Origin of the sequence: Corynebacterium sp. CNJ-954, from assembly GCF_001942345.1 — a bacterium.
In the GTDB taxonomy this organism is placed as follows: Bacteria; Actinomycetota; Actinomycetes; order Mycobacteriales; family Mycobacteriaceae; genus Corynebacterium.
This window is the reverse complement of sequence record NZ_MKKI01000041.1, coordinates 179272-202393: the sequence shown is the minus strand read 5'-3', so window position 1 is coordinate 202393 and position 23122 is coordinate 179272. Positions and strand designations below refer to the sequence as shown.

The window sequence follows — 23122 nt, the reverse complement described above, 5'->3', positions numbered from 1 at the left end:
CGGTGAGGCAGTGGGGGAGGAGGCGGACGCGGCAGCTTGCGCTGATGATGCAGACGAAGCAGACTTCGCCGCCTCTGCGGCAGATCCGGTCGGCGCGTCCTGGGTCTTTTTTCTCGGTGGCAGGTGCGGTCATGAGTGGGCCTCCATCAGTGAGTTCGATACGCGTTCGGTGAGTGCGGTGAACTCCGGGGAAAACCGGAGTTTCGGGTCGCGGGGGAAGTCGAAGGGGACGTCCACCTCGTCGACGATGGTTCCGGGGCGTCCGGACATCACGGCCACCTTCGTGGAGATGAACACCGCCTCATTGACCGAGTGGGTGATGAACAGGCCACCGAAGCGCTTCTCGGCGAACAGTTGGGTGAGTTCGACACCGAGCCGTTCACGGGTGATTTCGTCGAGCGCGGCGAAAGGTTCGTCGAAGAGGAAGAGCTCCGGTTCGATGGTGAGGGCGCGTGCCAGGGAGACACGCATGCGCATACCACCGGAGAGCTGGTGGGGGAGGTGCCCCTCGAAGCCCTCGAGACCGACGGTGGCCAGTGACTCGGAGCACCGCCGCTCGCGGTCGGCCTTCGACAGTCCGTCGAGTTCACCGAGCAGCATCACGTTCTCCCCGACGGTGCGCCAGGGAAGCAGCGTGGCGTCCTGGAAGACGTAGGCGACACGGTCGGTGGAGGTGGTCATCACTCCTTCGGTGGAGGTCTCGAGCCCGGAGGCGAGGCGGAGCAGCGTGGACTTGCCGCAGCCGGACGGGCCGACGACGCTGATGAACTCGCCGGGTGCGACGTCGAGGGACACCCTGTGCAGGGCGGTCGTCGCGTCGCTGCCGGAGCTGCCGGAGGTGCCGGAGGTGAAAGTCATGCCGGTGTTGTCGAAACTGACCAGCGGTACGGATGTGGTGGGGGGCGGGGTGGGCGAAGCGGTCACGGTGTTCTCCTTTTTCGCGGGATGCGGGGCTGTCAGTCCGGGTCGGGTACCGGTCAGACGGACGGCCGGAGGTGGGGGTAGGTGGTCACGGAGGTGATACGGGCGACGAGTCGTCCGGCCGAGAAGACGACCCGGTCAGACGGTGCCGAGGCGATGAGCGGGACGGCTGAGTCTGTCGAGTCTGTCCGCCGGTCGTCCGGGGTGCGGAGACACAGCAGGTCGGCCGTCGCACCGGGTACCGGGCCGGCGGGCGGCAGGCCCATCGCAGCGCGGGCGCGGCGGTGACCAGGTCGAGTGCCTGGTCCGGGGTCTGGTGGGCGGCGGTGATGAGCAGGGCGGCGGTCTCCAGGGCGTCGGCGCGGCCGGTGGGGTTGAACGGGTCGGCGACGTTGTCGCCGCCCGCGGCCACCCGCACGCCCTTCTCACGCAGGGCGGTCAAGGGCGCGATGCCGCGGGAACCGGATGCCTGGAGGTAGAGGTTGGTGGCGGGGAGGGCGATGACGGGCATGTGTGCGGCACGGAGTTCGACGGCGGTGGTGTCGAGTTCTGACGCGGTCATGCCGGACAGTCGGCAGCAGTGCCCGGCCGCCCGGTCGCGGCCTTCCGGCCATCCGGTGACGCGTTCGGCGTAGTGGTGGATGGTCTGGACACGGGGCGCACCAAAGCCGGTCGGGTCGATCTCCGTGAACTCGTCGATGTGCAGGTCACAGCCTACGGCGTGGGCCTCGGCGGCGTCGATGAGTGCATCGGTCTGGGCGATCGGCTCCTCAGCGAGGTGCGGGGCACCTCCGACGAGGTCGGCACCGGCGTCCAATGCGCCGGTGACCACCCGGGATATGTCGAGGTTCGGGGTGGAGGCGGGGATGAGGGCCACGATCTGCAGCGTCATCACCCCGTCCAGTTCCTGGCGCAGCTGGTTGACGGCCCGGATACCGCGGAAGGGGTCTGTGCCGGTCACAGTGTCGGCAACGGGGTGAGTGTAGACGTCGACGTGGCTGCGTACCGCGGTGGTTCCGGCGGCGAGCATGCTCAGTGCCGTGCCGCGCGCCCGCGCCAGGATGTCGTCCTGTGAGAAGCGCGCCGCGGCCATCGACCAGGCGTCCACTGCGCCGGGGAGATCTCCGACGGGTGGGTTGACCAGATCCCAGGAACGGGACTTGTCGAGGTGCGCGTGGGGGTCTGCGGTGGCCGGGAGGATGCTGTATCCGCACAGGTCGAGCAAGCCCTCGGAGGCGCCGGGATTGTGGGGGCGGACGGTGCCGACAAGGGGGCCGTCGAAGGTGATGTCGACGGACCTCCCGGCGAGCCGGACTCCCGAGACACCGGTCAGTCCGGTGACGTCGGTGATGCCGGGTATCTCAGTTGCGGTCATCGGGGGACTCCTCTCCGGCTCAGGTCAGGGTGTGACTGCCGCAGAGGGGAGGTCATCGCCGGCTGCAGCAGTCGAAAAAACAGTGATGTGTCTGGTTTCGACATGCAGGACAGAAACTGACGGTGTCGGACGGTGTCGGACGGTGTCTGTCAGTCGGCGGTGTGCAGGAGTGCTCTGTCGTGTCCTGGTCCTGTACCGCGCCGGGCTGGGGCCGGGTAGGGGCAGGGACATCGGTGGTGCACCGCGTGTGGATTCGTCATGCAGTTACGCAGACTATGGGGCGGGTGTTTCGCCGCTGTTTCCCTCCCGGATCACTTCAGTGACGCCCGTCGACGCGGAATGCCGGGGCGCCGGCACGATGTTTCGGTGTGGTGAAACTTTCGGTTAATTCCCCGGTGTACGCCACCTGGAGCTGCGCGGAACCCTGCGCGCCGGGCTACTGTGGTCCGCGTACGTGCCGGGCTGGGGTACTCAGACTTCATGGAGGTACCCCGTGACCACCGACGTGACCACCGCTACCGTCACCGCCCGACGCACCCTCACTCCGCGGGTCGACGAGTTCACTCTCGCGCTCCCCGGCAACGTCCCGCCGCCGAGGTGGACAGCCGGTTCGCACCTCGACATCCATCTGCCCGGCTCAGCCGTCACCCGCCAGTACTCGCTGTGCTTGTCGGGTTCCCCCGACAGCTACGTCATCGCCGTCGACCGGTGCTCCGAGCAGGACGGCGGACGCGGCGGTTCGGCTGCGCTGCACCGGGATGCCGTCGTCGGAGCATCGGTGGAGGTCGGGGAGCCGAGGAACCACTTCCCACTGGCCCGGGCACTGAACTATGTCTTCGTCGCCGGTGGGGTCGGGGTCACCCCGATGCTCTCCCTCGCGGCCGAGGCGGAGAGGTCCGGACGGCCATGGCGGATGCTGTGCCTGGCGCGGACGTCCGCCGACATGCCGTACCTCCCCGAGCTCCGGGAGGGATACGGGGAGCGAGTCTCTTTCCACGGCTCATCGACGGGACGCCTCGATCTCGGTACCGCGTTGGCCGGTCTGCCGCGTGGTACGGCCGTATATGTCTGTGGGCCCGGAACGCTCGCCGACGACATCACCGCCACCGTCGGGGACCAGCCCGCCGCGGACGTATTCGTCGAACAGTTCACCGCACCAGACCTCCGGGACGGAGAGGTCACGTCTTTCGACGTCACCCTCGCCACCAGTGGCGAGACCTTCACCGTCCCACCGGATATCTCCCTGCTGGATACCCTGGAGCGCGAGGGGAAGGTGCTGGCCTCGTCCTGCCGCGAGGGGGTCTGCGGCACCTGCGAGGTCGGAGTGGTGTCCGGGGAGGTCGACCACCGGGACAGCGTCCTGACCCCGGAGGAGCGCAGTGAGAATGAGTCGATGATGGTCTGCGTCTCCCGCTGCAGGTCCGGACGGCTGGTGCTGGACCTGTGAACGCCGTCCTGTTGAAAGATCCGCTGACGGGGCCGGACATCGTGGTGCGGGACGGAGTGCTCGGCGGCTCCGGGGACGGTGCGGAGGTGGTCGACGCCTCCGGCTGTCTCATCACACCGGGCCTGGTCAACGCCCACCACCACCTGCTCCAGTCCGCTTTCCGCACCCTGCCGGGGACGCGTGGCGTCCCGATGGCGGAATGGCTGGCGGTGATGGCGCAGGCGTACCGCGACTACGCGGTGGATCCTGCCCTCACCAGGGCCGCGGCTGCCGTGGGCCTCGCTGAGTCCCTGCTCTGTGGTGTGACCACCGTCGCCGACCATCATCTGACCTGGCCGTCCGGTATTGACCCCGTGGAGATGGCTCTGGCTGCTGCGGACGCCGCCGTGGAACTCGGGGCGCGGTTGTGCTTCGTGAGGGGCAGCGCCGGGGATGTGGCGGACACCGCGGCAGAATCCGTCCGGGACATCCACCGCGCCTTCGCCGGATTCGACCCGGACATGTTGCAGCTCGCCGTCGGCCCGTCCGGCGTGCACACCGACGGGCCTGATACTTTCGCCGCCCTCGCCGAGGTGGCCCGGGACCTCGGCCTGCTGCGGCGCACCCAGGCCAATGAACAGGTCGACGTCGCCGTCGCCGCCGACAAGTACGGACGACGTCCCCTGGAACTGCTCGACGACTGGGGGTGGATCGAACCGGGTGTGGCCCTCGCGCACCTCTGCGACCTCACCCCGGACGAGATCGCCCTCGTCGCAGAGTCCGGGGTCGCCGTCACCCATGCACCGGGTTGTGATGTCCCCATGGGCTGGGGCGTCGCCCCGGTCGCCGACCTGCTGCGTCGGGGTGTGACCGTGGGGTTGGGGACGTCCGGCGGCGGAAGCAACGACGGTGGTCACCTCCTCGCTGACGCCCGGCTCGCCGTGCAAGTCTCCGGGCTGACCGGATCCCCGGTCAGCGCGTCCGACGCCCTGGCGATGGCCACCTCAGGTTCGGCAGCTGGACTGGGACGTCCCGAGCTCGGCGGTCTGAATTCCGGGACACCGGCTGACCTGTGCATCTGGGACATGGGCGACGTCGCTGACGCGGGTGTCCATGATCCCGACGCCGGACTGCTGTGGGCCAGACCCGGACGGCGCCCCCGGGACGTCATGGTCGCCGGACGCTGGGTCGTCCGCGACGGCGTCCTGCTCACCGCGGACTCCCGCAGACTCGCAACACACCTGAACACCATGATCAAGGAGAGAACAGCATGATCCACGTCCCCGTCATTGACATCGCACCCTATACCGTCGGCGGTACGGCCCGGGAGCGTGAGACCGTCGCCCGCCAGGTCGACGCCGCCGCCCGGGAGGTCGGCTTCATACAGCTCACCGGCCACGGCGTCGACCCGGGTACCTGGGACGGCCTTGCTGACGCTCTCGATGCCTTCTTCCTGCGCGAGCTCGACGTGAAGAAGCGCACCGTCACTCCTCCCGAGATCAACCGCGGCTACTCGCCACCGAAGTCCGAACGGTTGTCCCTGTCACTCGGGGTGGAGTCTGCGACCGGGATGAATGACTTCTTCGAGGCGTTCAATATCGGTGCCCAGGCCAGTGACTTCGCCGGCGTCCCCGGCCTCTCCCTGCCCGCGGCCGACTATCCGGAGAATGTGTGGCCGACCGAGACCGACGGCGCCATGGCGGATTTCCGGGCCAACCTGGAACGCTGGTTCACCGCGGCCCAGCATGTCGCCGAGACACTCACCATCGTTTTCGAGGATGCACTCGACGTGCCCCGTGGCACGATCACTTCGTTGACGGACCACTCCATCGACGTACTGCGCACCATCAACTACGCGCTGGATCCCGGCCAGACCGTGGAGCTCGACGGGGAGCTGACAGGTATGGGTGAGCACACCGACTACGGCATCGTCACCGTCCTGTGGGCCGACCGGGTCGCCGGCCTGCAGGTCCTCGGAGAGGACGGAACGTGGAACGACGTGCTGCCCGAACCCGGCGCCCTGTTGGTCAATCTCGGTGACGTCACCGCCAGGCTGACCAACGACCAGTGGAAGTCGACGCTGCACCGCGTGCGTCCGCCGGTGGTCGACGGGACGATCATGCGTCGCCGGTCCGCGGCCTTCTTCCACGACGGCAATGTCGATGCCGTCGTCGGGCCGTTGCCCGGCATGGTCGACGATGAGCATCCCGCGCGCTATGAGCCGATGACCGTGGGCGAGCATGTGGCCCGCAAACTCGGCGGTTCACGCTCGCTGGAGAGCAACTCCTCCGACACCGCCCGTGAGTCGGAGCGGGTGCTTGCATCGAGACGGTGACCGTGCCCGGCCGGTATCCGCCCCGACCAGATCGGGGCCGCAGCGACCACGATCAAGAGGCCCCGCGGTCAGCCAGGGAGAATCTCCGTCTCCCAGCCGTCACTGGTACGGGTGTACCGCACCCGGCGTGACGGCCCCTCGTCGTCCCCCTCCCAGAACAGGTACTCACGGGGGACCACCGCGAAGACGGCCCAGGTCGACGGCGGATCCTGCTCAGCCAGGTCCGGGTTGTCACGGTCGAACTGAGCCCACCGCCGACGCCTCTCCGTCCGGTCCTCCTGCGCCAGGCCGCGGTCATTCAGCCAGGCGAGCAACTGCAGGTAGCGGGGCTGGCCGGCATAGACGGTACGTTCAGTCTCCTCGTCTGCGCGGGCCACATCACCGATCACGGTGACCTGGCGGGATGAGTCGGTGGTCAGCACCGTCAGAGAGGCCTTGCCACCGGCATCGATGTCACGCACCTTCCGTGACCGCGCGTCCGTGTGGAACAGCACGCCGCCGTCGTCCCGGACACCGTTGACGTTGACGGTTCGGGTGCGTGGGTATCCGTCCTCGCCCACCGTGGCCAGGGTCATCAGGGTGGGGGAGTCGTCGAGATGGTCTGTGAAGAGTCGGGCAGGGTCAGTCATGGAGCCTCTCGTTGTCTGTGTCTTCGGTGTCTTCGGTGCTTTTCACGTCGTACTTCAGCTGCACCATCCCGTTGCTGAAGCTCTGGGTGGAGCGCAGTGACAGGGACAGTGCCAGGTCAGGCAGCATGGACAGACCTCCTCCGACGGTGACGGGGCAGACCAGCATGTGGATCTGGTCGACGAGTCCGAGCCGCAGCGCCTCGGCAGCGAGAGTCGGGCCGTCCACGGTCAGGTCGCCGTCAGCCTCCCTGAGCTGGCGAATGTCGGCAGCGCGGAACTCGCGTTCCAGGCGTGTGTGCCGCGTCCACACCTCTGGCAGTGTGGTGGAGTAGACGATTTTCTCCGCCTCACACCAGATCTTCGCCCATTCGGCGGATTCATCCGACTGGGCGGCGGCGTCTGGATCGGTCTCCCAGACGTGCATCATCTCGTACATGCGGCGACCGTACAGGTAGGTGCGTACATCGGCGGTGTCGGCGTTGATGACGGAGAGCACCTCTTCATCCGGTACAGCCCAGTCGAAGTTCCCGTCCCGGTCGGCCACATAGCCGTCGGCCGAGACGAGCATTGAATAGATCAGCTGACCCATGGTGTGCCTCTCTGGTGTGGTGTGCCCATAGCCTACGTCCGATCCTGGGGTGGGTTACCGGATCCGATGTTCGCCGACCGCGGAGGGCAGATTCGGTAACCACCCCAGGATCGCGCAGGTGCGGCGGCGGGAGAGGGCCCGCCGTAGGATGGCTCCATGGGCGCCGAGCACAACACCGACAACAACGACAACAACGACAACACCAACACCACCGACGGCACAGTCATCCCGTTCCGGTCGCGCCGTGTCCCCGCGACGCTCTGGCGTGAGGTGCTAGGGGACGAGATCCGGCGCCAGCGCACCGCCCGGCATGACCGGCTCAGGGACACCGCGGAGCGGGCCGGGATCTCCCCGCAGTACCTCTCGGAGCTGGAACGGGGCATGAAGGACCCGTCCTCCGAGGTGCTGGAGGCCGTCGCGGGGGCACTGGGGAAGTCGTCGTTCGAACTGGTGAGGTCGGCGGCGGCTCCTAGAGGGCCGGTGCTTCTCGCTGCGTGAGGATCCGGTCGACCACGCCGTAGTCGACTGCGGCGTCCGGGGTGAGGACGAGTTGGCGTTCGGTGTCGGTGCGGACCTGTTCCGGAGTCCGACCGCAGTGCCGTGCGAGGATGCTCTCCTGCAGCCGCCGGATCCGTTCCATTTCCTCGGCCTCGATGATCAGGTCGGGGATGGTGCCGCGGCCACCTTCGGCCGCCGGTGAGCTGAGGACGACCCGGCCGTTGTGCAGGATCGACCGGTGTCCCGGGGCGCCGCCGGCGAGGAGCAGTGCCGCGGAGGCGACGGCCTGTCCGACGCAGGTGGTCTCCACCCGGGGGCGGATGAACTGCATGCAGTCGTAGATCGCCATCGTCGCGGACTGTGATCCGCCGGGGGAGTTGATGTACAGGGAGACGGGTGCGTCGGGGTTGTCGCTTTCCAGGTGGAGCAGCTGGGCGATGACCGTGTTGGAGACGCCGTCGTCGACCGGTGTGCCGAGGTAGATGATGCGTTCGTCGAGCAACCGGCTGTAGATGTCGACGGTCTTTTCGCCGCTCGGCGTCGACGTGGTGACGTAGGGGATCGGGTAGCTGGTCATGTCAGTTCACCCCCAGACCGAGTGTCGTGCGCCGGGTCGTCAGTCCGTCCGGGCCGGTGATCAGGTTGAGGTCGTCGATGACCCGGTCGATGAAACCGTAGTCCTTCGCTTCCTCGGCGGTGAACCAGCGGTCGCGCAGGGAGTCGCGGGTGACTTTGTTGAGGGGTTGACCGGTGTCGTCGGCGATGCAGGTCAGGACGGTGTCGCGGGTGTGCCGCATGTCGGCGGCCTGGATCTCGATGTCCTGCGCGGAGCCGCCGATGCCGCCGGAGCCCTGGTGCAGCAGCACCTTGGCGTGCGGTAGGGCGAAACGTTTACCGGGGGTTCCGGCGGAGAGCAGGAACTGGCCGGCACTGTAGGCCATGCCGATGTTCACGGTGGCGACGTCATTGGGGATGCCGCGCATGGTGTCGCGGATGGCGAGCATGCCGGGGACGGAGCCGCCGGGGGAGTTGATGAGCAGGATGATGTCCGCCATGGCGTCGCGGGAGGCGAGGAGTAGCAGGGAGGTGCACAGGCGGTTGGAGGTGTCCTGCTCCAGGGCGTCGCCGAGGACGATGATGCGACGTTCGTAGAGGTCGCGGTAGATCTCCTGGTCGAGGATGCGGGTGGGGTCGGGGTTGTTCTCTGACATGGTGACCACACTGCGCACGACCATCGCGTCGGGCAATGGCCTGCTGCCGACAGCGGATCCGCTGTGAGCGGATTGCTCAGTGACCGGCGAGGTAGCTCTCCCAGCCGGGGGTGAGCAGGTCGAAGGCGGCATCGGTGGTGTCGGCGTCCAGTCCGTCCTGGACGTTGATGAGCTGGACCTGCAGGACGAAGCGGCAGAATGCCCGGACTGTCGCATCCGGCACGGCCATTCCCAGTTCGGCGGCGATGGTGTCGGCGAGGGCGTCCTCGTGCCGCAGCCACATCTTCTGCGCGTACTCGCTCAGTGAGGGCGAGTCGTCGATGAGCTTGGTGAAGCGCTGGTGGGAGCCTTCGGGTGCGTCGGCGTGCCAGGCGTCCTCGCGGTAGAACTGTCGGAGGGCGTCAGGGATGCTGACACCGTCCGGTCGGTCGGAGACCGCGGCGGTGAGGTGTTCGCGCATCTCGTCGTCCTCGTCGACGGCGATGGCTTCTTTGCAGGGGAAGTGGGCGAAGACCGTGGTGGGGGAGACGTCGGCGGCGTCGGCTATTTCGCGGACGCTGACATTGTCGAAGCCGCGCTCCAGGAAGAGTTCCAGGGCGGCGTCGCGATCGCACGCCGGGTCGCCGCCTTCTTGCGTTCGCGGCGGGTGGGGTTCCTGGTCGTCGTGTCGGCTGCCATGCGCACCACACTAGCGAGAAAAATGTAATTGGTACAACAGTGGATTGACTTCGAAAGTGTACCGAGTACAGTTTCGAACCATGACAAGCAATGAATCTGAGGTGACCTCACGCTGGGCCTGGCCCATGCTCGTCACCATCACTCTCCTCAACGTGATCGGCATGACCATCGTTCTGCCGATCCTTCCCTTCGTCGTCCGCGACACGATGCCCTCCGTCGGTACCCTCGCCCTGTGGGTAGGGCTGCTTGAAGCGGTCAACGCACTCTGCGCCTTTCTCGCCGCACCGGTCCTCGGTGGCATCTCTGACCGGTGGGGACGGCGTCCGGTGATCGTGATCGGAGCATTCGGTGCCGCTGCGGGTTTCCTGATCTTCGCGCTCGGAGGTTTCCTCGCGGGGAGTCTCAGCGGTGCGATCTGGCTGCTGCTTCTCGGGCGGATCATCCAGGGCATCACCGCCGGTGACATGCCCGCGCTGTTCGCCTACGTCGCCGACATCACCCCCGCCGAACAGCGGGCGAAGCGCTACGGCATGCTCGGGGCGCTCTCCGGTATCGGTTTCATGATCGGCCCGGCACTCGGCGGTCTTCTCGCCGCGCACAGTATCGACCTGCCGGTCCTCGCCACCGCGGCCGTCGCGTTGACCGTCGGCGTGCTCGCCCTGGTTGCCCTGCCGGAAAGTCACGCGCCGGAGAACCGGACGGCCAGGCTCGCCGTCGAGCACATCCACCCGCTGACCGTCTTCCGGGACGCCTTCGCCCGGCCGTCGCTGCGGATGCTGTTGGCCGGGCTTCTGCTGGTGGTGATCCCCTTCAGTTTCTTCGTCAACAACTACAGCGTGCTGGCCATGGACACGGTCAACTGGTCACCGACCCAGATCGGCCTGTTGAACTCCTGTATCGGAGTCCTCGACATCCTGATCCAGGGCGTCCTGTTGGGCATCCTGCTCAGATGGGTCGGCGAACGGGGCGTGATCCTCGGTGGTCTCGCCGTCCAGACGGCAGGCGTGCTGGCGCTGGCTGTCCTGGCCTCGGCGGTGCACCAACCCTGGCTGCTGATCACCGGCACCCTCATGCTCGGTGCCGGGGAGGGGCCGATGACCGCAACTCTCAACGGAGTGCTCTCCACGTCGGTGGGCGACGACGAGCAGGGATGGCTCGCCGGTGTCACCCAGGGAATGCAGAACGCTGTCGGCGTCGTCGTTCCTCTGGCCGTCGGTGTGCTCTACGGCATCGGCATCGCCGTGCCGTACTGGATCGCCCTGGTGTTGCTGTGCGCTGCATTCGTCGTCCTGTCCCGGGCGACCTTCAACAGTCCGTCGCGGGTGGTCAAGGCTCCCGTTGAGGACGAAGGCCGGGTCGTGACCGTCGTGTGACAGATTCACCGTCGGCCACGGAGGCTCTGGAACGCCAGCAGCCCCTGGAGTACGAGGGCGGTAGCCGTGACCGCTGCAGGGATCCAGAACGCCCAGTTCGCGGACCACCCGTAGACCGGGAAAAGCACCATCGGGGTGACTGACGACCCGTAGAAACGGAAGGCCTGGACCGTCGACAGCAGCGAGGCACCACGAGGCGCACGCAGGATCAGCAGGTTGATGCTCAGCTGAACACCCTGCGCGCTGAGGACCGCCATCGCCCAGCACACCGCCACAGCCCACGGTGCCGGAACGGTCGGCATAAGGACCAGAACCACCACGGACACGGACATGCTGCCAAGGAGGACCCGGGTGGGGCCGACCGTGTCGGCGAGTCTGCCGAGGAGACTGGCGAACGCGAACGCCGCCAGACCGCCGCACATCACCACCAGCCCGCGTCCTACGGCGTCGAGGCTGAAGGCGTCCTCCAGATGCACGGAGGTGACCGCGGAGAGTCCGAAGATGCCGAACCCGATCACCAGGCTGGTGGCGGTGTGGACCAGGGTGGGGGCCCACCGGACCCGGCCGGGGGCGGTCGCGGTCCGTGCCGGTGGAGGGGTGTCGGGCACACCGGCGACGAGGATCCACAGTGCGGCCGCCAGAACGACGAGGTAGACCAACTGCCAGTCCACGGTTGAGGCCACTCCGGAGACCAGCGGTGCCGACAGCAGCCCGAGGGACTGCATCGCCACATAGGTGCCCATCGCCGAACCGAACCTCGCCGACGGCACGCAGTTCTTCAGGACGAGCTGCAGCACAGGAAGGGTGAAGGCATTCGCCAGCCCCAGGACCAGGAAGCCGGTGAGAAAGACGGTCCAGGAACTCGTGACCATGCATGTCACTGCGCCGGCACAGGTCACCGCATAGGCGCAACGGATGATCCTGCGGGGAGGTAAGCGCCTCACCACGTGGGTGGACACCAGCATCATGGTGGCGAAAGGGAGGAGGTAGACGAGCACCGCGACCGCGGACTGCTCCAGGGTGATGGAGAACGTCTCCGCCACATCAGGCAGTACGACCGCCACGGACTGTGCGGCGAAGGGGCCGATGAATCCGCCGAGGTAGATCGTGAACAGTTGCAGCCGTCGCGGTGCACGCCTCTTGTCGGCGGCGGTTATGGCGTGACGGGGCATGGCGGGGCACTGTCCTTGGTCGGGTGTATGCAGGGTAAGCCGAGGATATTATGCCTCTTCATCATCCTCGGCGGGGCGTCGGATGTGGCCGTCCTCCGGACATCAGTGCGAATCCCGACCGCGATCATTGCCACTGTGTCATTAATCGCCGCAGGATGTTTCCCTCTCGGAACAAGAGTGTCAGGATGATTCAGGTCACTTCACAGAACGGTGGGAGATGACCATCACACATCCAGGAGGCGCCATGTCTGTCCCCCTCTCGCGGTCCCGACCACGGTCGCTGACACGTCGTGATCTCTTCAAAGGTTTGGGGCTGCTCGGCCTGACCGCCACACTCGCGAGTTGCTCGCGACCTGCGGCGGTGTCGGTCGACGGGCTTCCGTCGCAGACGGTGTGGGCCACCTACCCCACAGGCACGGGCACCTACAACGATGTCGCCGCCATCGCGAACATGGTCACCAACCGGAGCGGTTCGAAGGTCCGCATCATGGCAGGAGACACGGGCATCGCCCGCATCGGCCCGCTGATCTCCGGCACGGCGCAGTATTCCCGTGCGGGGGACGAGTACTACTACGCATTCGAAGGCGAGGACGAGTACACCTCGGAGAACTGGGGACCGCAACCGATCCGGCAGATCTGGGCACCACCGGGAAACTACGGTGTTCTCGTCCGGCGGGATTCCGGGATCGAGACAGTCAGTGATCTCCGGGGCAAGCGGTTTCCCCGACTTCTGGCATCGACGTCGATCAACTACAAGCTGAAGGCGATTCTCGACTTCGGCGGGCTCACCCTCGACGACGTCCGGCTGGTCGACATCGCCTACAGTGAGCAGGCCGAAGCCGTGAAAGCGGGCCATCTGGACGTGATGTACCAGAACGTGGTGGGTGCCACCGTGGAGGAACTCGCGTCGCAGTACCCGGTCAGGTGGCTCGACCTGTCCGGCGGTAGCCCCGAGCAGTACCGGACCTGGGAGGAACTTGCCCCCATGGTCCTGCTCGGTGAGGCCCGGGGTGCTGCAGGTATGGCGGAGGGGGAGTCTGTGGTCAACATGCAGTACTCCATCCCTCTCACCACCACGAGGGACCGTCCTGAAGAGGAGGTCCGGGCGATGCTGGACCTCCTCCATGACAACTTCGACGACTTCAAGGATTCGACGCCGGACGCGGTGGCGTTCGCAGCCGACAAGGTACTGCTCGCTCCCACCGTCCCGTTCCATGAGGGGGCGGTCGGATTCTTCCGGGACATCGGCCGGTGGACCCCCCAACTCCAGGAGCGCAACGAAGCGCTCGTCGAACGGGAGAAACTGATGCAGGACCACTGGCCCGACTTCTGGGACCAGCACTCCGGCAGCGGAGATGCGGTCCGGTTGTGGAAAGAATGGAAGGCGGCGAATCTCCCCGCCCTGGCCCCCATCTCCGAGATCACTGACACGGAGAGGTCGTGACGAGAACCATGACAAGCCCATCTCTCGACCGGGAGACAACTCGGGAGCGCACCACGTCCGCCGCAGAGCCGGTCATCGACGAGAACGCCGGTGAACCCACGAACCCCCGGCTCACCCTCACCTGGAAAGTCGTTGTGGTCGTCCTGACCCTCACCGGCGTCGCCGTGACGATGAACCAGGTGTTCTTCTGGAACCTGTTCGGTATCGCGCTTCCGACCAACTCATTCCTCTACCTCTCTCAGCCTGTTTCCTGCCGATGGTCCTCATCTTCACCCCGGCATCGAAGAAGAAGCCGACGACAGACAGCCACACCGAGGTTCGGCGGGGAGTGCCGTGGTACGACGTGGGACTCATCGCGTTGTTCATCGCCTGTGCACTCTGGTTCTGTTCCCACGGGACGGAGATCGCCGAGTACGGCTGGGCGCTCGTCGCCCCGACCTCGGCGTCCGTCCTGAGCTTCGTCTACTGGGGACTGGTCGTGGAGATCCTGCGCCGGGCTGCAGGGCTCATCGTGGCCGGGCTGGCGCTTGCCGTCTCCCTGTACCCGCTGGTCGCCGACATCATCCCCGTCGGTTTCCTGCAGGGAATCACCTATGACCCGGTCACCCTGGCCCAGACACACGTCATGGGTTCGGACTCCATCAACGGTCTCCCGCTGGACACTGCGGCGACAATCCTCGTCGGTTTCATGCTGTTCGGCATCGTTCTCCAACACACCGGGGGTGCGGCGTTCTTCAATGACCTCGCCATGTCGATCTTCGGCAAGTACCGGGGCGGCTCCGCGAAAGTTTCTGTCGGCAGTTCCGCGGCGATGGGCATGATGTCAGGGTCGGCGGTGTCCAACGTCCTGACCACGGGGCCGATGACGATTCCCGCGATGATCAAGTCCGGATTCAGCCCGAAGACCGCGGGAGCGGTGGAGGCGACGGCATCCTCCGGCGGTTCGATCACTCCGCCTGTCATGGGTACGGCCGCCTTCCTGATGGTCTCGTTCATCGGGGTCCCCTACACCGAGGTCCTCATCGCTGCGGCGCTCCCGGCGTTCCTCTACTTCCTGGGGATCTTCCTGCAGGTGGACGGGTACGCTGCGCGGCGGAACCTCACCGGTACGCCGAAAGACCAGCTTCCGCGCTTCCGGCAGGCGTTGGTCGAGGGGTGGCCCTACATCACCGCCATTGTGCTGCTGACCCTGATGCTCGTGCTGACACCGTCGGAGGCGCAGGTCCCGTACTGGATCACGGCGTTGCTGATCGGTATCGCGATTGTGCGCCCCTCCATCCCGTTCGGGCCGAGGCAGATCGTCGACATGATTCTCGCCGCCGGGAAGTCCCTGGGGCAGATCATCGGCATCATCGCCGGAGTCGGCCTGATCCTCGGCGGTCTGTCCGCGACCGGTGTCGCCCTGTCCCTCTCCCGCGACCTCATTGTGCTGGTGGGGGAGAACCTGATCCTGATTCTCATTGCCGGCGCACTGGCCTGCTTCATCCTGGGTATGGGGCTGACCATCTCGGCGGCCTACGTCTTCCTGGCTATCGTCATGGCGCCGGCGGTCACTGCTCTCGGCGTGGAGCCGATCGCCGCACACCTGTTCATCATCTACTGGGCGTCGGTCTCCTACATCACCCCGCCGGTCGGTCTCGCTGCCTTCGCGGCCGCGAGTATCTCGAAGGCGTCCCCGATGGGTACCTGCTTCCACGCCATGAAATTCGGCGCCGTGAAGTACGTGGTTCCTTTCGGGTTCGTCCTGAACCCGGCGATCGTCGCCCAGGGCACCGTGACGGAGATCGTCGTCGCCGCACTGGCATCCGTTGTCGCGGTGTTCGCCCTGTCCGCGGCATTCTCCGGATACCTCCAGTTCGTGGAGACACAGCTGGCGGTGCCGGTCAGGATCCTGTTGGCGGTCGGTGGTTTCCTCGTCTTCCTTCCACAGTGGACAGTCACACTGACCGGGCTCGCGATCGTGGTGCTCGCCGTGATCGGGGTGAAGATCCTGGCCGGACGGGGAGCAGGCACGCGTACTGGAAGCACCATCAACAATGACGAGGAGAGTATCCGATGAAGCACGACAACGACCTTGTCGTCCGCGAAGACCGGGACGGCACAGCGGTCCTCACCGTGAACCGGCCTGAGTCGCACAATGCACTGAACCGCGGAGTCCAGAGCGTGATGCGTTGGCACCTTGAGGAGATCGCTGACGACCCAGGTGTGGGCGCGGTGGTGTTCACCGGTGCCGGGGACGACGCCTTCGTCGCCGGCGCCGACATCAACGAGCTGGCGGTGCGGACGCCGGTGGACGGCCTCGCCGGCCCGTTGCAACGACTGTTCGAGACCATCGCGACGTTCACTAAACCTACTGTCGCCGCGGTCAACGGCTACGCGTTCGGTGGTGGTCATGAACTGGCTCTGGCCTGCGACATCCGGATCGGGTCCACTGACGCCCAGTTCGCGTTCCCGGAGACCGGACTCGGAATCATCCCGTCCGCCGGCGGGACACAACGTCTGGCTGAAGTTGTCGGGCAGGGGGTCGCCCTGGACATGATTCTCACCGGTCGGAAACTCGCCGCCGACGAGGCACTCCGGATGAACCTCATCACCTACCTCGTCGACCCGGCCGACCTGCTGGACACGGCGATGACGGTGGCACGCCGTATCCGGAGGAAAGGGCCGTTGGCCACGGAGTTGGCGCGCGACCTCGTCAAGCGGTCGGGGGCCATCGACCGTGACAGTGGACTGCTCCTGGAACGTCTGGCGCAGGCGGTCATCTACTCCACCGAGGAGAAGAACGAAGGGACCACGGCTTTCCGGGAGAAACGGCGGCCGGACTTCGACCTGGTCCGGCACGACCGGCATGACCGGCATGACCGGCACGACAACGAGAGGAATGCACAGCAGTGACTACACGAACGTCGACCATCAGCCATGTCACGGTGATTGGTTCCGGGACAATGGGCGCCCAGATCGGCATGGTCTCCGCCCTGTCCGGGTTCCGTACGTCCATCGTGGACATCGCCCAGGAGTCCCTGGACCGGGCGCAGGAGATGCTCCGCGCCAGGATGGACCGGGACGTGGAGAAGGGTCGTCGGACAGCCGGGGACGTGGAGGCAGCGTTCGACCGTCTCGAGTTCTCCCTGGAACGCGACACGGTCGTCGCGCAGACCGATCTCGTCATCGAGGCCGCGGTCGAGGACATCGAGGTCAAGCGCACGCTGTTCCGCGACCTCGACGCGCTGGTGCCGGAGCACACGATCCTCACCACGAACTCCTCGAACATCGTCTCGTCCCGGCTGGCTGACGCGGTGTCCCGCCCGGGGAAGGTGTGCAACATGCACTTCTTCAACCCGGCACTCATCATGGAGTGCGTGGAGGTTGTACCGCACGACCACACTGATCCGGAGACCGTGGACGCGGTCGTCCAGCTCGCCCAGTCGTTCGGCAAGCAGCCCGTGCTGCTGCGCAAGGAGGTTCCGGGGTTCGTCGCCAACAGGCTGCTCAACGCTCTCCGCCGGGAGGCACTGGAGCTCTACGAGAGCGGCGTCGCCGACTTCAGGGACATCGACGTCGCTGCACGGACCGCCCTGCGCCATCCGATGGGGCCCTTCGAGCTGATGGACATGACCGGCATCGACGTCGTCTACATGATCCGTATGGCGGAGTACGAGCAGACCGGTGACCGTGCGTCTCTCCCCGCCCCGTCGGTGACGGAACTCTACGAGAAGAGGCAGTTCGGCCGAAAGACGGGGAAAGGCTGGTACGACTACACCTGAGTCCGGGGATCCGGCAGCATCTCGCGCACGGTCTTGAGGACGGGGCGCAGCGCAGGGTTGCGGTTGGTCCTCTTCCAGATGAGTTTGACGTCGAGCCGGGCGTCGAGTCCGCGGACGGGCCGGAACACCACATTGGATGAGGCGACGTTGTTCCGCACCGAGTCGAGTGTGAGCGCACAACCCATCTCAGCGCCCACCAGGGCGATCTGGGTCCAGGAGTCGGGTGTCTCCTCCAGGATCTTCGGTACGAAGCCCGCCGCCATGCCGATGGAGTTCAGCCGGTTATGCAGGATGGACCCTGCCCCGCCTGGCAGGACCAGCCAGGACTCGTCGGCCAGATCAGTCATCGACACCTGGGGTGCTGCGCTCGCCGGATGAGAGGCAGGCAGTGCGACCAGGAGTTCCTCGACACCCACGACGATGGACGCCACTTCCGCGGGCAGGAAGTCCCACCGTCCGATGTTCGCATCCAACGTTCCCTCGAGGACCCGTGCCAGGCCCTGGTTGGAGAACTGCGCCGAGTGCAGCTGGAGTGAGACACCGGGCGTGTTCCGGCGCACCCGGCGCGAGATCTCGCCGACACTCTCGTGGGTCGAGGCGCCGGCGAATCCGAGACGTACGGTGCCGGTGACGCCGTTGACGGTCTCCCGGACGACTCGACGTACTGATTCCGACGCCGCGACGAGCTGCCTGGCGGGTTCCATGACCGCTTCGCCGGCAACGGTGAGGTTGACCCGTCGTGTGCTGCGTTCGAAGAGCTCGGTGTGTAGGGACTGTTCGATCTGCTTGATCATGCGGCTCAGGTGCGGCTGTGTCACCCGCAGGCGTTCCGCCGCCTGACCGAAGTGCAGTTCCTCTGCCACGGCGAGGAAGGCCCTGGCCTGCTGCACCTCCATGTGCGTACCTCCTGTGCGGTCGATTGGTGCGTCAGAGGTATGGATGTCCCACCAATTAAGTATTGGACAGATCACAATGCCGCTGGTTTCATGATTTATACCACCGAGTATTTGTGAACGAAAGGTAACGCGTGATCCCCCACCTCAGCTCCGGTCCCCTGGACGGTCTTGTCGTCGCCGACTTCTCCCGGGTGCTTGCCGGACCCTACGCCACCATGCTGCTCGCCGACCTGGGGGCCACCGTCATCAAGGTCGAGGCGCCACAGGGCGACGACACCCGGTACTGGACCCCTCCTAGCAGGGACGGTGTGAGCACCTACTACCTGTCGGTCAACCGCAACAAGGACTCGGTGGTCCTCGACCTCACTGACCCGGCGGACCTCGACACCGCCTACCGGATCATCGACCGTGCTGATGTCTTCGTCGAGAACTTCAAGGTCGGAGGCCTCGCCAGGTTCGGGCTCGACCCGGAGTCCGTGGCGCGCCGGTGGCCGGAGCTGATCCATGCCTCCATCACCGGCTTCGGGATGGAGGGTGGGGCGGACATGCCCGGCTACGACCTGCTCGTGCAGGCCATGTCCGGCATGATGCATGTCACCGGCAGCCAGGACGGCCCGCCCCAACGCACCGGCGTGGCGATCTTCGACGTCGTCACCGGTATGCACGCCGTCGTCGGGATCCTGGCGGCAGTGCATGAGCGGGCAACGTCCGGTCAGGGGCAGCACGTCGTCCTCGACCTGTTCTCGTCCGCGTTGTCGAGTCTGGTCAACCAGACGACCGGTTACGCCGCCTGCGGAAACGAACCCATGCGGATGGGGAATGAACACCCGAGCCTGTTCCCGTACGGTCCGTTCAGGGCACGCGACCGGGACATCGTCATCTGCTGCGGGAACAACAGTCAGTTCACCCGGCTGGTCACGGAGCTGGGGGCTGAATGGGCCGCCAGCGACCCACGGTTCGCCACAGTGCACGAACGCAACGTCTACCGGGGGCCCTTGCGTGCTCTCATCGAGGACGGGCTGAGCTCACGGGACGCCGAGGAGTGGTTCGACATCCTGCAGGCAGTCAAGGTTCCCTGTGCACCGATCCTGAGCATCGGTGAAGGTGTCGAGTTCGCCCGGGGACTGGGTCTTGCGCCGGTCGTCGACGTCGGGGAGGGGGACAGTGCCGTTCCGCTGATCAAGAACCCGATCTCCTACTCGCGCACCGGGGTGACCTACCGCAAGGCACCGCCGCCCCTCGGTAGCGACCAGCAGGACGTTCTGGACTGGATCAGCCGGACCCCTGCGCGGACGGTGGCGACGGTGGCCGCCGCACCGGCGTCCGACACCGCAGCCGGACACCATGAATAGCGACCGGGACCGGGCCTCGACGCCTTTCACCGTGGAAATGTACTTCCGGTGGTCGGACCAGGACCCGAACGGTCACATCAACAACGCCCGGGCGGTCACCCAGATGGAGGAGGCACGTGTCCGGGCGACGCGGACATGGCTGGGTCCCGGCATCTACGCGGACTCGTCCCGGGTGGTGCGGGCACTGAACGCGGTCTTCGACAAGGAGCTCGTCTACGGGCCGGTCACCGGCAGGGTGTGGGTGTCCCGGATCGGACGGACCTCCTACACCGTGAGCCATGAACTCCTGCAGGACGGGGAGGTTCGCGCGTACGGCGATGCCGTCATCGTGGTCCTCGACCCGGAATCACGGCGACCGGCACCACTGACCGGGAGCATCCGCGCGGCGCTGGAACAGGCCCGCCTCAACGACGAACGGTAGTCGGACACCGACTCCACGAAAGGACACGCCATGGGTGCAGTAGACGCCGATGACTTCAAGGACATTCTCGACGCGGTGCGCGACTTCGTCCACGACCGGGTCATCCCCCTGGAAGAGCAGATCGAGCAGGACGACCGGATACCCGACGAACTCATCGCCGACTCCCGTCAGATGGGCCTGTTCGGCTGGGCCATCCCTGAGGAGTACGGCGGGCTCGGTCTCGACCCGGTGCAGGACGTGCAGCTGGCCATGGAGCTCGGATACACCACCCCGGCGTTCCGCTCCCTCTTCGGCACGAACAACGGCATCGCCGGCCAGGTGCTGGTCAACTACGGTACCGAGGAGCAGAAGCAGGCGTGGCTGCCGAAGCTCGCCTCCGGCGAGGTCGTCGCCTCCTTCGCCCTGACCGAGGACGGTGCGGGATCCGACCCGGGCGGGATGCGCACCACCGCGGTGAAGGAAGGCTCGACCTACCGGATCAACGGGTCGAAACGCTTCATCACGAACGCTCAGTTGTCGCAGGTGCTGGTCGTCTTCGCCCGGACGGACCCGTCCGCCAGCGGGACAAAAGGGATCTCGGCGTTCCTCGTGGACACCGACGCGCCCGGTGTGACCGTGGGCCCGCATGACCGGAAGATGGGCCAGGAGGGTGCCTGGACCAGTGAGCTGTTCTTCGACGACGTCGTGGTCGACGCCGACCGACTGATCGGTGGGCAGGAGGAGGGCGGATTCCGGGCGGCGATGGCGTCCCTGGCGAAGGGCCGGCTGCACATCTCCGCGATCTGTGTGGGCCAGGCCCAGCGCATTCTCGACGAATCGGTGCAGCATGCTGCGACCGCCACCCAGGGTGGGCAGCCCATCGGAACATTCCAGCTGGTCCAGGGGATGATCGGGGAGTCCTACGCCGAACTCCGTGCCGCCCGGGCACTCGCCCTGGACGCCGCCCGCGACTACCGCGACGGCACCGACCGCAAGCTCGGCCCGTCGGCGTCGAAGCTCTACGCCAGTGAGATGCTCGGTCGGGTCGCCGACCGGGGCGTCCAGATCCACGGCGGCATGGGGTACATGCGCACCGTGCCGGTGGAACGGTTCTACCGGGCCGCCCGCCTGTTCCGGATCTACGAGGGAACCAGTGAGGTCCAGAAGCTGGTGCTGGCCCGCCAGCTGCTCAAGAACGCGGGGAAATGACCTCTCCACCCCGGAGAACGGTGGTGACCTGCAGACCGGCGTCCAGGACGACCACGTCCGCGCGTCCCCCGACACGCAGGCCCACGGTGGGGAAGCCCACTGTCCGTGCCGGGTTCACCGAGGTCTGGCGGACCGCCTGCAGCAGTGCTGCGTCGGGACCCGCGCAACTGTGGCGGACGGCGAACCGGAAGAGCTGGTCCATGGTGGCGGTACTGCCGGCGATCGTGTCGGTGCCCGCCACGTGCGCGACGCCGCCGGACACGTCGACGCCGAGTGTGCCGAGCCGGTAGCTGCCGTCGGGCATGCCGGCGGCGGCCATGGCATCGGTGACGAGAGTGACACGGTCTGGTCCGGCGAGGTCACAGACACCACGGTAGAGCGAGGGGTGCAGGTGCACCCCGTCACCGATCATCTCCACGGTGACCCGCGGGTCTTCGACCAGGGCGGTGACGGGCCCGGGCTCGCGGTGGTGGACGGGACGCATCGCATTGAACAGGTGGGTCCCCACCCGTGCGCCGGCGTCGATGGCGGAGAGCGTCTGCTCGTAGGAGGCGTCGGTGTGTCCGACGGCGGCGACCGCACCGGCGTCGACGACCTGCCGGACAGCGTCCAGGGCCCCGTCCAGTTCCGGGGCGAGGGTGACCATGCGTACCGTGCCGCGGGCGGTGTCGAGGACCCGGCTGAGCTCCCCGGCGTCCGGGTGCCCGGGCTGACGCAGTGCCGTGGGGTCGTGTGCACCCTTCTTCGACGGTGCCAGCCACGGCCCTTCGAGGTGGATACCGCCGACCAGACCGTCGCGGACGTGCCCGGACAGCACGTCGACCTCGCGGAGCAGTTCACCGGGGTGGGCGGAGACCAGGGAGGCCATGATGGTGGTCGTCCCGTGGGCGGCGTGCATCGCCACGGCGGTCGCGGTCTCCTCGTCGGTGGCGACGGGGAATGCGCCGCCACCTCCACCGTGGACGTGCATGTCGACGAACCCGGGGACGACGGTTGCCGCGCCGAACGCCAGGTCACCGTCTGTGGTGGGCCGCGGCGGCTCGCCCCGGCCGAGAGCGGCGACGGTGCCGCCGGTGATCTCCATCCAACCGGGACGCAGCACCTCCTCGCCGGTGACCAGGACGTCTGCGGTGACGAGCATGGTCGCGGGCGACGCTGGGGTCGCGGGGGTCACAGTCCCTGCCAGACGGGCTTGGCGGCGTAGGTCTGGCGGTAGTAGTTCGCCAGTTGGAGACGTCCTGCGGCCGCCTCGTCGACCAGTACGGAGACGTGCGGGTGGTGCTGCAGGATCGTCGCCGGCCACAGGGCGCTGACGCCACCTTCTGCCAGCTGGTGGACGGCTTCGGCCTTGTTCTGCCCGGCCGCATCCTCGACACCTTCGAGGACGACCGGGGACATGTTCTCGAACACGGCCGCCATGACCAGGTAACCGGCGACGGCTGCGAGTGCGGTGGAGCCGTCGGCCTTCTTCGCGAAGCCGATGGCGACACCCACGGCGAAGAGAATGGCGAGGTTCGCGAAGAGGGCGTCGCCGGCGGCGCTCATCGTGTCGAAGAACGGCCCGATGACCGGGATGTCGGTGCCGCCGAGCATGTCGTCCTGCCCGAGGCGGAGCAGGATTCCGGCTGCCGGGAGCAGTGCGATGGGCAGCATGAGGCTCTTGCCGAGCCGTTGCAGTTGGGCGAATCCGGGAATGCGCACGCCCTTGCGCTTCTTCCCGGCGGCAGGTCCTGCCGGATCGGGAGCTGATGTGGTGGCTGGGGTGGTCACGGGAGACTCCTCGCGTCAGGGGATGTCCGGGGCTGTGGAGGGGCAGCTCTGGACCAGTACCGATAATATTGGACTAGACC

The 23122-nt window shown here is 66.8% G+C and carries 23 protein-coding genes and 2 pseudogenes; 13 read left to right on the top strand and 12 right to left on the bottom strand.

From position 1 onward, the window contains the following. Nucleotides 1-129: 129 nt before the first annotated feature. A complete protein-coding gene (locus tag BJF89_RS12405; RefSeq protein WP_083650767.1) occupies nucleotides 130-858 on the bottom strand; it encodes an ABC transporter ATP-binding protein in 729 nt (242 codons plus the stop codon). 151 nt (nucleotides 859-1009) lie between these two features. After that, the gene (locus BJF89_RS12400; protein ID WP_139312027.1) at nucleotides 1010-2296 is read right to left on the bottom strand and encodes an amidohydrolase family protein; all 1287 of its coding nucleotides are present in this window, start codon (nucleotides 2294-2296) and stop codon (nucleotides 1010-1012) included. Between the two features lie 493 nt (nucleotides 2297-2789). Between BJF89_RS12400 and BJF89_RS12395 the strand changes: the two genes are divergently transcribed. Genes BJF89_RS12395 through BJF89_RS12385 form a run of 3 tightly spaced genes read left to right on the top strand, consistent with a single transcriptional unit; the run spans nucleotide 2790 to nucleotide 6057 of the window. After that, the gene (locus tag BJF89_RS12395) at nucleotides 2790-3743 is read left to right on the top strand and encodes a PDR/VanB family oxidoreductase (protein ID WP_083650729.1); all 954 of its coding nucleotides are present in this window, start codon (nucleotides 2790-2792) and stop codon (nucleotides 3741-3743) included. Further along, nucleotides 3740-4996, top strand: a complete 1257-nt coding sequence (locus BJF89_RS12390) for an amidohydrolase family protein (RefSeq protein ID WP_369803718.1) — start codon at nucleotides 3740-3742, stop codon at nucleotides 4994-4996. Before BJF89_RS12395 ends, BJF89_RS12390 begins: the two co-directional genes overlap by 4 nt. After that, a complete protein-coding gene (locus BJF89_RS12385) occupies nucleotides 4993-6057 on the top strand; it encodes an isopenicillin N synthase family oxygenase (RefSeq protein ID WP_075815261.1) in 1065 nt (354 codons plus the stop codon). The genes BJF89_RS12390 and BJF89_RS12385 overlap by 4 nt, the downstream gene beginning before the upstream one ends. 68 nt (nucleotides 6058-6125) lie before the next feature. Here BJF89_RS12385 and BJF89_RS12380 read toward each other — a convergent pair whose 3' ends face one another. Both BJF89_RS12380 and BJF89_RS12375 read right to left on the bottom strand, forming a co-directional pair. Beyond that, nucleotides 6126-6686, bottom strand: a complete 561-nt coding sequence (locus BJF89_RS12380; RefSeq protein WP_075815260.1) for a pyridoxamine 5'-phosphate oxidase family protein — start codon at nucleotides 6684-6686, stop codon at nucleotides 6126-6128. Then, the gene (locus tag BJF89_RS12375) at nucleotides 6679-7275 is read right to left on the bottom strand and encodes a dihydrofolate reductase family protein (RefSeq protein ID WP_075815258.1); all 597 of its coding nucleotides are present in this window, start codon (nucleotides 7273-7275) and stop codon (nucleotides 6679-6681) included. Before BJF89_RS12375 ends, BJF89_RS12380 begins: the two co-directional genes overlap by 8 nt. Before the next feature lie 156 nt (nucleotides 7276-7431). Between BJF89_RS12375 and BJF89_RS12370 the strand changes: the two genes are divergently transcribed. Beyond that, nucleotides 7432-7773, top strand: a complete 342-nt coding sequence (locus tag BJF89_RS12370) for a helix-turn-helix domain-containing protein (RefSeq protein WP_083650727.1) — start codon at nucleotides 7432-7434, stop codon at nucleotides 7771-7773. Here BJF89_RS12370 and BJF89_RS12365 read toward each other — a convergent pair. The 3 genes from BJF89_RS12365 to BJF89_RS12355 form a co-directional block, all read right to left on the bottom strand. Next, nucleotides 7745-8350, bottom strand: a complete 606-nt coding sequence (locus BJF89_RS12365) for a ClpP family protease (protein ID WP_075815257.1) — start codon at nucleotides 8348-8350, stop codon at nucleotides 7745-7747. The two genes, BJF89_RS12370 and BJF89_RS12365, sit on opposite strands and share 29 nt — an antisense overlap. A 1-nt stretch (nucleotide 8351) precedes the next feature. Further along, nucleotides 8352-8984, bottom strand: a complete 633-nt coding sequence (locus BJF89_RS12360) for a ClpP family protease (RefSeq protein WP_083650763.1) — start codon at nucleotides 8982-8984, stop codon at nucleotides 8352-8354. A gap of 76 nt (nucleotides 8985-9060) precedes the next feature. Further along, nucleotides 9061-9531, bottom strand: coding sequence for a TetR/AcrR family transcriptional regulator (locus BJF89_RS12355; RefSeq protein WP_369803723.1), 471 nt, complete (start codon nucleotides 9529-9531; stop codon nucleotides 9061-9063). Between BJF89_RS12355 and BJF89_RS19670 the strand changes: the two genes are divergently transcribed. Beyond that, nucleotides 9433-9690, top strand: coding sequence for a hypothetical protein (locus BJF89_RS19670; protein ID WP_255372634.1), 258 nt, complete (start codon nucleotides 9433-9435; stop codon nucleotides 9688-9690). The two genes, BJF89_RS12355 and BJF89_RS19670, sit on opposite strands and share 99 nt — an antisense overlap. 52 nt (nucleotides 9691-9742) lie before the next feature. Beyond that, nucleotides 9743-11035, top strand: coding sequence for an MFS transporter (locus BJF89_RS12350; RefSeq protein WP_075815256.1), 1293 nt, complete (start codon nucleotides 9743-9745; stop codon nucleotides 11033-11035). A 5-nt stretch (nucleotides 11036-11040) separates the two neighbouring features. Here BJF89_RS12350 and BJF89_RS12345 read toward each other — a convergent pair whose 3' ends face one another. Continuing rightward, nucleotides 11041-12207 (bottom strand): MFS transporter, encoded by a 1167-nt coding sequence (locus BJF89_RS12345; protein ID WP_083650723.1) that lies wholly within the window; start codon nucleotides 12205-12207, stop codon nucleotides 11041-11043. 244 nt (nucleotides 12208-12451) lie between these two features. Here BJF89_RS12345 and BJF89_RS12340 point away from each other — a divergent pair, with 244 nt between their 5' ends. From BJF89_RS12340 to BJF89_RS12325, 4 genes are all read left to right on the top strand, one after another. Continuing rightward, nucleotides 12452-13651, top strand: coding sequence for a TAXI family TRAP transporter solute-binding subunit (locus BJF89_RS12340; protein WP_075815255.1), 1200 nt, complete (start codon nucleotides 12452-12454; stop codon nucleotides 13649-13651). Nucleotides 13652-13907: 256 nt separating this feature from the next. Then, the gene (locus BJF89_RS12335; RefSeq protein WP_255372633.1) at nucleotides 13908-15710 is read left to right on the top strand and encodes a TRAP transporter permease; all 1803 of its coding nucleotides are present in this window, start codon (nucleotides 13908-13910) and stop codon (nucleotides 15708-15710) included. Beyond that, on the top strand, nucleotides 15707-16546 hold the full coding sequence (locus BJF89_RS12330; RefSeq protein WP_075815254.1) for an enoyl-CoA hydratase/isomerase family protein: 840 nt from the start codon (nucleotides 15707-15709) through the stop codon (nucleotides 16544-16546). The genes BJF89_RS12335 and BJF89_RS12330 overlap by 4 nt, the downstream gene beginning before the upstream one ends. Further along, a complete protein-coding gene (locus BJF89_RS12325; protein ID WP_255372632.1) occupies nucleotides 16543-17415 on the top strand; it encodes a 3-hydroxyacyl-CoA dehydrogenase family protein in 873 nt (290 codons plus the stop codon). Before BJF89_RS12330 ends, BJF89_RS12325 begins: the two co-directional genes overlap by 4 nt. On the opposite strand, the gene BJF89_RS12320 is transcribed toward BJF89_RS12325, so the two are convergent. Beyond that, nucleotides 17406-18311 (bottom strand): LysR family transcriptional regulator, encoded by a 906-nt coding sequence (locus BJF89_RS12320; RefSeq protein ID WP_075815252.1) that lies wholly within the window; start codon nucleotides 18309-18311, stop codon nucleotides 17406-17408. The genes BJF89_RS12325 and BJF89_RS12320 overlap by 10 nt on opposite strands. 134 nt (nucleotides 18312-18445) lie before the next feature. Here BJF89_RS12320 and BJF89_RS12315 point away from each other — a divergent pair, with 134 nt between their 5' ends. The 3 genes from BJF89_RS12315 to BJF89_RS12305 are packed head-to-tail and all read left to right on the top strand — an operon-like array spanning nucleotide 18446 to nucleotide 21272. After that, the gene (locus BJF89_RS12315) at nucleotides 18446-19663 is read left to right on the top strand and encodes a CaiB/BaiF CoA-transferase family protein (protein WP_083650761.1); all 1218 of its coding nucleotides are present in this window, start codon (nucleotides 18446-18448) and stop codon (nucleotides 19661-19663) included. After that, the gene (locus tag BJF89_RS12310) at nucleotides 19656-20084 is read left to right on the top strand and encodes a thioesterase family protein (RefSeq protein WP_075815250.1); all 429 of its coding nucleotides are present in this window, start codon (nucleotides 19656-19658) and stop codon (nucleotides 20082-20084) included. The genes BJF89_RS12315 and BJF89_RS12310 overlap by 8 nt, the downstream gene beginning before the upstream one ends. 30 nt (nucleotides 20085-20114) lie before the next feature. Continuing rightward, a complete protein-coding gene (locus BJF89_RS12305; RefSeq protein WP_075815249.1) occupies nucleotides 20115-21272 on the top strand; it encodes an acyl-CoA dehydrogenase family protein in 1158 nt (385 codons plus the stop codon). Here the strand turns inward: BJF89_RS12305 and BJF89_RS12300 are convergent. The 3 genes and pseudogenes from BJF89_RS12300 to BJF89_RS18655 form a co-directional block, all read right to left on the bottom strand. Beyond that, nucleotides 21253-22413: an N-acetylglucosamine-6-phosphate deacetylase gene (locus BJF89_RS12300; RefSeq protein ID WP_075815248.1), complete on the bottom strand. Its 1161-nt coding sequence runs from the start codon at nucleotides 22411-22413 to the stop codon at nucleotides 21253-21255. The genes BJF89_RS12305 and BJF89_RS12300 overlap by 20 nt on opposite strands. A 29-nt stretch (nucleotides 22414-22442) precedes the next feature. Beyond that, nucleotides 22443-22637 (bottom strand): annotated as a pseudogene (locus BJF89_RS19170) (glucosamine-6-phosphate deaminase); the annotation flags it as partial. After that, nucleotides 22622-22925, bottom strand: a pseudogene (locus tag BJF89_RS18655) (PTS transporter subunit EIIC); the annotation flags it as partial. The pseudogenes BJF89_RS18655 and BJF89_RS19170, both read right to left, overlap by 16 nt. Between the last annotated feature and the right edge of the window lie 197 nt (nucleotides 22926-23122).

Bases quoted from the DNA above. Each gene is read 5' to 3' on its own strand.
- BJF89_RS12405 (WP_083650767.1), bottom strand. From the start codon at position 858: ATGACTTTCACCTCCGGCACCTCCGGCAGCTCCGGCAGCGACGCGACG.
- BJF89_RS12400 (WP_139312027.1), bottom strand. From the start codon at position 2,296: ATGACCGCAACTGAGATACCCGGCATCACCGACGTCACCGGACTGACC.
- BJF89_RS12385 (WP_075815261.1), top strand. From the start codon at position 4,993: ATGATCCACGTCCCCGTCATTGACATCGCACCCTATACCGTCGGCGGT.
- BJF89_RS12380 (WP_075815260.1), bottom strand. From the start codon at position 6,686: ATGACTGACCCTGCCCGACTCTTCACAGACCATCTCGACGACTCCCCC.
- BJF89_RS12375 (WP_075815258.1), bottom strand. From the start codon at position 7,275: ATGGGTCAGCTGATCTATTCAATGCTCGTCTCGGCCGACGGCTATGTG.
- BJF89_RS12370 (WP_083650727.1), top strand. From the start codon at position 7,432: ATGGGCGCCGAGCACAACACCGACAACAACGACAACAACGACAACACC.
- BJF89_RS12365 (WP_075815257.1), bottom strand. From the start codon at position 8,350: ATGACCAGCTACCCGATCCCCTACGTCACCACGTCGACGCCGAGCGGC.
- BJF89_RS12360 (WP_083650763.1), bottom strand. From the start codon at position 8,984: ATGTCAGAGAACAACCCCGACCCCACCCGCATCCTCGACCAGGAGATC.
- BJF89_RS12350 (WP_075815256.1), top strand. From the start codon at position 9,743: ATGACAAGCAATGAATCTGAGGTGACCTCACGCTGGGCCTGGCCCATG.
- BJF89_RS12345 (WP_083650723.1), bottom strand. From the start codon at position 12,207: ATGCCCCGTCACGCCATAACCGCCGCCGACAAGAGGCGTGCACCGCGA.
- BJF89_RS12340 (WP_075815255.1), top strand. From the start codon at position 12,452: ATGTCTGTCCCCCTCTCGCGGTCCCGACCACGGTCGCTGACACGTCGT.
- BJF89_RS12335 (WP_255372633.1), top strand. From the start codon at position 13,908: ATGGTCCTCATCTTCACCCCGGCATCGAAGAAGAAGCCGACGACAGAC.
- BJF89_RS12330 (WP_075815254.1), top strand. From the start codon at position 15,707: ATGAAGCACGACAACGACCTTGTCGTCCGCGAAGACCGGGACGGCACA.
- BJF89_RS12320 (WP_075815252.1), bottom strand. From the start codon at position 18,311: ATGGAGGTGCAGCAGGCCAGGGCCTTCCTCGCCGTGGCAGAGGAACTG.
- BJF89_RS12310 (WP_075815250.1), top strand. From the start codon at position 19,656: ATGAATAGCGACCGGGACCGGGCCTCGACGCCTTTCACCGTGGAAATG.
- BJF89_RS12305 (WP_075815249.1), top strand. From the start codon at position 20,115: ATGGGTGCAGTAGACGCCGATGACTTCAAGGACATTCTCGACGCGGTG.
- BJF89_RS12300 (WP_075815248.1), bottom strand. From the start codon at position 22,413: ATGCTCGTCACCGCAGACGTCCTGGTCACCGGCGAGGAGGTGCTGCGT.